Consider the following 6926-nt stretch of genomic DNA (forward strand, 5'->3'; position numbering starts at 1 on the left):
CAGCACAAGCGACCAGGCGCCCCGAGCGGTTCACGCGCGGGTCCACGAACTTCCCGACCGGAGAAATACGGGGCGGCTTGCCATCGTCTCGGCCAGTTGATCCTGCTCGCCGAGATAGGAGCAGAGCGCCGGGAACGGCACCGGGCGCGAGATCAGATAGCCCTGCACCAGATCGCAACCCATCACGCTCAGCAGAGCAAGCGCCGCCGGCGTTTCCACGCCTTCCGCGGTGACCTCCATCTCGAGCGCGTGTGCGAGATCGATCGTCGACCGCACGATCAGCGGGTCGCGATGGCTGGAGGTGAGCTGGGTGATGAACATCTTGTCGATCTTCAGCTCCTTGGCCGGAAGCTGCTTGAGATAGGCAAGCGAGGACAGGCCCGCGCCATAATCGTCGATCGCCAGCACCACGCCGTGATCGGCGAAGCGCTGCAGATGGCGGATGGCGCTCTCCGGATCGCGGATCACCGCCGTCTCGGTGATCTCGAAACCCAGTTTGGCCGCCGGGTTGGCGCTGATGATCGCGCAGACCTCGTCGATAAAGCTCGCATTGGCGAGCAGCATGCCCGAGATGTTGAGGAACAGCGGGATGTCGTGCCCGAGCGCGGCTAGCCGGCGCTGGTCGGCGATGACCTGGCGCAGCGTCCACAGCGTCAGCGGCCCGATCAGCCCCGAATCCTCTGCCGCGGCGATGAAGTCGCCCGGCATGATCAGGCCGCGATCGGGGTGCTGCCAACGGATCAGCGCTTCGGCGCTGGACACCTGCTGCTGGCGGACGCTGATCTTGGGCTGGTAGTGCAGGAACATCTCCCCCGCCGCGATCGCGCGGGGCAGGTCCGCGATGAGGGTGAGGCGATCGACCGCGTGGTCGGCCAGGGAGAGGTCGATCAGCTCGAAACCGCCCGCATCCCCCGCCCGCTCGAGGGCGATCTCGGCCACCTCGAGCAGCCGCAACGTGTCGCTCTCCTCGCGCGAGGCGCAGGCAGCGCCGATGGCGAAATCCAGCCGCACTTCGGGCAGAACAGCGCGCTGTTGCGCGTCCAGAGCGCGGCGCAGTGCCTGAAGGCCCGCGAGCGCCTCCACACGATCCGCAGAAGCGATCTGGAATTCGATGAGGTCTCGACCGACGCCGACCAGCTCGACGCCCGCGACGTCGGCAACGATTCGCATCGCCAGCCCCTCGGCAGCGAAATGCAGGCCATTCTTGCCGAGGATGCGGCGCGCTGTCTCGAAATTGGTCACGCGGCACAATGCCGACACGTTCAAGCCCTGGCTCACCGAATGCCCTCCCGCCGCCTGCTCGGCCACACATCGAATAAAGGACAGATTCGCGAAAAACTACTGGCTGATGCGGAAACCAGCCAAAAACCGGCATTTTTCCGATTTTTACGCCGCCTGCCGGCCCCGGCCTGCCCCCGCGAACGCGCCCCGAACCCTTGGATCGTCAGGATTACGCAAAGCGATTGAAGAAAAGGTAAACGGATATTTTCACATCTGCGCAGCTCTCACCCTCCGCAGAATCCCCGATTGCGAGAAAGTAAATTTTTCATTAACGAAATGACTTGCGCGGAACAGCGCAGAAATGGGAGCCAAAAAAATGACCTTTTTCACCTTCTTCTTCCGTGATGGCGTCGGCGGCACCGAGATCCGCCCGCTCTGAATTCAACCCAATGGAAGCCGGCGCCGCGAGGTAGCCGGCTGACATTAACCAGGAAAAAGGCCTGCCCCCGCAGGCCTTTTTCTTTTGCGGCCAACGGCCTGACGCAATTGCTGCACTGCGGTGGGTTGCGGTCGCGGCAGGTTCGGTTAAGAGCTTTGTCGGACCGCTGGAAACAGCACTATCGGCACAGGGGAAAATCGTGCGCATTGCGATGATCGGCACGGGCTATGTGGGCCTGGTATCTGGAGCCTGCTTCTCGGACTTCGGCCACGAAGTCGTCTGCGTGGACAAGGACGCGCGGAAGATCGAGCTGCTCCACCAGAATGTGATGCCCATCTACGAACCGGGCCTCGATGCCCTGGTCGCCAGCAACGTGAAGGCGGGCCGCCTCTCGTTCACGACGGATCTCGCCGAAGGCGTGAAGGATGCCGATGCGGTGTTCATCGCCGTCGGCACGCCCAGCCGCCGCGGCGACGGCCATGCCGATCTCTCTTATGTCTTCGCTGCAGCGCGGGAGATCGCCGAGAACCTCACCAAGCCGAGCGTGATCGTCACCAAGTCGACCGTGCCCGTCGGCACCGGCGACGAGGTCGAGCGGATCATCGCAGAGGTCGCCCCGAACAGCGGCGCCAAGGTCGTGTCGAATCCCGAATTCCTGCGCGAAGGCGCGGCGATCGAGGACTTCAAGCGCCCGGATCGCGTCGTCGTCGGCACCGATGACGAATTCGCCCGCCAGGTGATGCGCGAGATCTACCGTCCGCTTTCGCTCAACCAGTCGGCCCCGGTGCTGTTCACCGGCCGCCGCACGTCCGAGCTGATCAAGTACGCCGCCAACGCCTTCCTCGCGGTGAAGATCACCTTCATCAACGAGATCGCCGACCTGTGCGAGCAGGTAGGCGCGGACGTGCAGGAAGTGTCGCGCGGCATCGGCATGGACAATCGTATTGGGGGCAAGTTCCTCCACGCCGGCCCCGGCTATGGCGGCTCGTGCTTCCCCAAGGACACGCTGGCGCTGATGAAGACCGCGGCCGACAACGAGACGCCGCTGCGTATCGTCGAGGCGACGGTGCAGGTGAACGATGCCCGCAAGCGCGCCATGGGCCGCAAGGTCATCAAGGCGATGGGCGGCGACGTGCGCGGCAAGACCGTCGGCATCCTCGGCCTGACCTTCAAGCCGAACACCGACGACATGCGCGATGCGCCGAGCCTCTCGATCATCGCGGCGCTGCAGGATGCCGGCGCGACGGTGAAGGCCTATGACCCCGAGGGCGTCGAGCAGGCGAGCAAGATGCTGACCGACGTGGCGTTCGTCGAGAACCCCTATGCGGCGGCCGAAGGCTCGGACGCGCTGGTGATCGTGACCGAATGGGACGCGTTCCGCGCGCTCGACCTCACCCGCATCAAGAACAGCCTGAACAGCCCGGTGCTGGTCGACCTGCGCAACATCTATCCGCCGGCCGAGCTCGAACGCGCCGGCCTGCGGTACACCGGCGTCGGCAAGCCGAGCCACGACTGATCCGCCTGCCCGCTCCCGCTGATCGGCGGGAGCGGGTATGCCGCGCTAAACAATAACTAGATCGCGCAGACGCGCAGGGCTTTTTACATCCCCCTCCATGCTGCAAACGAGCGCCATGGATTCCGCCACCGCATCCCCCTCGCCGCTGACCCATCTCCAGCGGCTCGAGGCCGAGAGCATCCACATCCTGCGCGAAGTCGTCGCCGAGGCCGAGCGCCCGGTGATGCTCTATTCGATCGGCAAGGACAGCGCGGTGATGCTCCACCTCGCGCGCAAGGCCTTCTATCCCGCGCCCCCACCCTTCCCGCTGCTCCATGTCGACACGACCTGGAAGTTCAAGGCGATGTACGCGCTGCGTGAGCGCGCGGCGGCCGCGGCGGGCATGGAGCTGCTCGTCCACCAGAACCCGGAAGCCAAGGCGCGCGGGATCAATCCGTTCGATCATGGCGGGCTTCACACCGATCTGTGGAAGACCGAGGGCCTGAAGCAGGCGCTCGACAAATACGGCTTCGACGCAGCTTTTGGCGGCGCCCGGCGCGACGAGGAGAAGAGCCGCGCCAAGGAGCGCATCTTCAGCTTCCGCACCGCCAGCCACCGCTGGGATCCGAAGAACCAGCGTCCCGAGCTGTGGCGAATGTACAATGCCCGCAAGGCCAAGGGCGAGAGCATCCGCGTATTCCCGCTCTCCAACTGGACCGAGCTCGACGTCTGGCAGTATATCCTGGCCGAGAACATTGAGATCGTGCCGCTCTATTTCGCCGCGCCGCGCCCGACGGTGGAGCGCGACGGCATGCTGCTGATGGTGGATGACGAACGCTTCCGGCTGAATCCTGGCGAAGTCCCGGTCGAACGCTCGATCCGCTTCCGCACGCTTGGTTGCTACCCGCTCACCGGTGCGGTGGAGAGCAAAGCGGACACGCTGGAAAGCGTCATCCAGGAAATGCTGCTCACCACCACCAGCGAGCGCCAGGGCCGCGCGATCGACCATGACCAGGCCGCGAGCATGGAGAAGAAGAAGCAGGAGGGGTATTTCTGATGACCGCCTACCGCCCCGATGCGCTGATCGCTTCCGACATCTCGGCCTATCTCGAGCTGCACCAGCACAAGTCGCTACTGCGCTTCCTCACCTGCGGCTCGGTCGACGACGGCAAGTCGACGCTGATCGGCCGGCTGCTTTACGATTCGAAGCAGATCTTCGAGGACCAGCTTTCGGCGCTGGAGAACGACTCCAAGCGCGTCGGCACTCAGGGCCAGGCGATCGACTTCGCGCTGCTGGTCGACGGCCTCGCCGCCGAGCGCGAGCAGGGTATCACCATCGACGTCGCGTACCGCTTCTTCGCAACGGAAAAGCGCAAGTTCATCGTCGCCGACACGCCCGGCCACGAGCAATATACCCGCAACATGGTGACAGGCGCCTCGACCGCCGACCTGGCGGTGATTCTGATCGACGCGCGGAAAGGTGTGCTGACCCAGACGCGGCGACACAGCTATCTGGCGCATCTGGTCGGCATCAAGGAGATCGTGCTGGCGGTCAACAAGATGGACCTTGTCGGCCATGACCAGTCGGTCTTCGACGCCATCGTCGCCGACTACGCCGCCTTTGCCAAGACCATCGGGATCGAGCGGTTCACCGCCATTCCGCTGTCCGGCCTGACCGGCGCGAACGTAACCACACCCTCTCCCGACATGCCCTGGTATGACGGCCCCGCGCTGCTGCCGCATCTGGAGACGGTGGCGATCGACGGCGACCGGGCGGTGGCGGCATCGTTCCGGATGCCGGTGCAATGGGTCAACCGGCCCGACCTCGACTTTCGGGGCTTTGCCGGCCTGATCGCCAGCGGCCGGGTGTCGGTCGGCGACCGGGTGCGGATCGCGCCGTCGGGCAAGACCACCAGCATCGCGCGGATCGTCACCTATGACGGCGACCGGGAACAGGCGGTTGCGGGCGAAGCGGTGACGCTGGTGCTGGCCGAGGAAGTCGACTGCTCACGCGGCGACGTGATCGCGGTGGCCGAAGACCCGCCCGAGGTCGCCGACCAGTTCGTCGCCACCATCGTCTGGATGGCCGATGCGCCGCTGGTGCCGGGACGCAGCTATTCGTTGAAGCTAGGCACGCAGTTGGTTGGCGCGACGGTCCAGCCGCCGCGTCATGTCGTCGACGTCAACAGCCAGGAGCAGCGTCCCGCCGATACGCTGGCGCTCAATGATATCGGGCTCGCGGAAGTCTATGCCGACCGGCCGATCGTGTTCGAGCCCTATGCGAAGGGAAGCACGCTCGGCGGCTTCATCCTGATCGACCGCGCGACCAATGCCACGGTCGCGGCGGGCATGATCGACCATGCGCTGCGTCGGGCGCAGAATGTCCATTGGCAATCGGCAGTGGTGACGCGCGAGGCGCATGCCCGGCAAAAGGGACAGGCCCCCAAGGTGCTGTGGTTCACCGGCCTGTCGGGTTCGGGCAAGTCGACCATCGCCAACATGGTCGAACAGAAGCTGCACAGCATGGGCCGCCACAGCTTCCTGTTGGACGGAGACAATATCCGCCACGGCCTGAACCGCGATCTGGATTTCTCCGAAGCCGGGCGGGTGGAGAATATCCGCCGGGTGGGCGAGGTCGCCAAACTGATGGCCGATGCGGGCCTGATCGTGCTGACCGCCTTCATCTCGCCGTTCAAGGCCGAGCGGGACATGGTTCGCGCGCTGCTTCCGGAAGGCGAGTTCGTGGAAATCTTCGTCGACACGCCGCTGGATGTCGCCGAGGACCGTGATGTGAAGGGTCTGTACGCCAAGGCGCGGGCTGGCGAGATTGCCGAGTTCACCGGCATCTCCAGCCCCTATGAAGCACCCGAACGGCCCGAAATCCGGATCGACACGACGGAGGAGACGGCGGAACAGGCCGCATCGCGGATCGTCGAGCATGTGCTGGGCATCTGGAGTTACGATCTGTGACCGACGCCGAACTGGCTCGCTCGGTCGCCGTCGAGGCGGGCGAACTGCTCAAGTCCCTCCGCGCGTCGAGCGGGCTGGAAGGCAAGGCGCTGGGCGCGCTGGGCGACCGGGACGCCAACACGCTGATCCTCGATCGGCTGCGCGCTGCCCGGCCCGACGACTTCATCCTGTCGGAAGAGTCGGTCGACGACCGCGCGCGCTGCGCCGCCAGCCGCGTCTGGATCGTCGATCCGCTCGACGGCACGCGCGAATATGCCAGCGGGTCGAGCGAATGGGCGGTGCATATCGGCCTCGCCATCGACGGCCGCCCGGCACTGGGCGCGGTGTCGGTGCCCGACCGCGATCAGGTCTTTGCGACCGACGACCTGCCTCCCAAGCATCCTCCCTGCCCGGCGGGCCTTCGTGTTGTCGTCAGTCGCAGCCGCGCACCCGATATCGCGGCTTGCGTCGGCGAACGGCTGGGGGCGATCATGATCCCCATGGGTTCGGCGGGCGCCAAGGCGATGGCGGTGGTCGAGGGCCGCGCCGATGTCTATCTGCATGACGGCGGGCAATATGAATGGGACAATTGCGCCCCCGCTGCCGTCGCGCTGGCGGCCGGATTTCACGCGTCGCGCATCGACGGCAGCCCGTTGGTCTATAATTGCCAGAACCCCCTGCTACCCGATCTGCTCATCTGTCGACATGAAGTGGCGGCCACCGTGTTGGAGGCGATCGCGCGGGGCTGAGGCGGATCGATACAGGTTGCATAAATGTGACCTTGTATCGTCTCATGGGTTGGTTCATGGGTCGACGATGCCG

At 65.2% G+C, this 6926-nt stretch carries 6 protein-coding genes; 4 read left to right on the forward strand and 2 right to left on the reverse strand.

All coding sequences use genetic code 11. The features are described from left to right. Window positions 1-30: 30 nt before the first annotated feature. Together QZ670_RS13890 and QZ670_RS13895 are read right to left on the reverse strand one after the other, a co-directional pair. Window positions 31-1278: an EAL domain-containing protein gene (locus QZ670_RS13890; RefSeq protein ID WP_294256426.1), complete on the reverse strand. Its 1248-nt coding sequence runs from the start codon at window positions 1276-1278 to the stop codon at window positions 31-33. A 271-nt stretch (window positions 1279-1549) separates the two neighbouring features. Then, window positions 1550-1867: a hypothetical protein gene (locus QZ670_RS13895; protein WP_294256428.1), complete on the reverse strand. Its 318-nt coding sequence runs from the start codon at window positions 1865-1867 to the stop codon at window positions 1550-1552. Here QZ670_RS13895 and QZ670_RS13900 point away from each other — a divergent pair. The 4 genes from QZ670_RS13900 (at window position 1860) to QZ670_RS13915 (ending at window position 6853) form a co-directional block, all read left to right on the forward strand. Then, the gene (locus QZ670_RS13900; RefSeq protein ID WP_294256430.1) at window positions 1860-3176 is read left to right on the forward strand and encodes a UDP-glucose/GDP-mannose dehydrogenase family protein; all 1317 of its coding nucleotides are present in this window, start codon (window positions 1860-1862) and stop codon (window positions 3174-3176) included. The genes QZ670_RS13895 and QZ670_RS13900 overlap by 8 nt on opposite strands. A gap of 115 nt (window positions 3177-3291) precedes the next feature. Beyond that, complete coding sequence (cysD, locus tag QZ670_RS13905) at window positions 3292-4212, forward strand: sulfate adenylyltransferase subunit CysD (protein WP_294256432.1); 921 nt, start codon at window positions 3292-3294, stop codon at window positions 4210-4212. Further along, window positions 4212-6125, forward strand: coding sequence for a sulfate adenylyltransferase subunit CysN (cysN, locus tag QZ670_RS13910; RefSeq protein ID WP_294256434.1), 1914 nt, complete (start codon window positions 4212-4214; stop codon window positions 6123-6125). The genes cysD and cysN overlap by 1 nt, the downstream gene beginning before the upstream one ends. Continuing rightward, window positions 6122-6853 (forward strand): 3'(2'),5'-bisphosphate nucleotidase CysQ, encoded by a 732-nt coding sequence (locus QZ670_RS13915; protein ID WP_294256435.1) that lies wholly within the window; start codon window positions 6122-6124, stop codon window positions 6851-6853. The genes cysN and QZ670_RS13915 overlap by 4 nt, the downstream gene beginning before the upstream one ends. The last annotated feature ends 73 nt before the right edge of the window (window positions 6854-6926 follow it).

Origin of the sequence: uncultured Sphingomonas sp. (assembly GCF_913774285.1) — a bacterium.
GTDB lineage: Bacteria > Pseudomonadota > Alphaproteobacteria > Sphingomonadales > Sphingomonadaceae > Sphingomonas.

Bases quoted from the DNA above. Each gene is read 5' to 3' on its own strand.
- QZ670_RS13895 (WP_294256428.1), bottom strand. From the start codon at position 1,867: ATGCGCACGATTTTCCCCTGTGCCGATAGTGCTGTTTCCAGCGGTCCG.
- cysD (WP_294256432.1), top strand. From the start codon at position 3,292: ATGGATTCCGCCACCGCATCCCCCTCGCCGCTGACCCATCTCCAGCGG.
- cysN (WP_294256434.1), top strand. From the start codon at position 4,212: ATGACCGCCTACCGCCCCGATGCGCTGATCGCTTCCGACATCTCGGCC.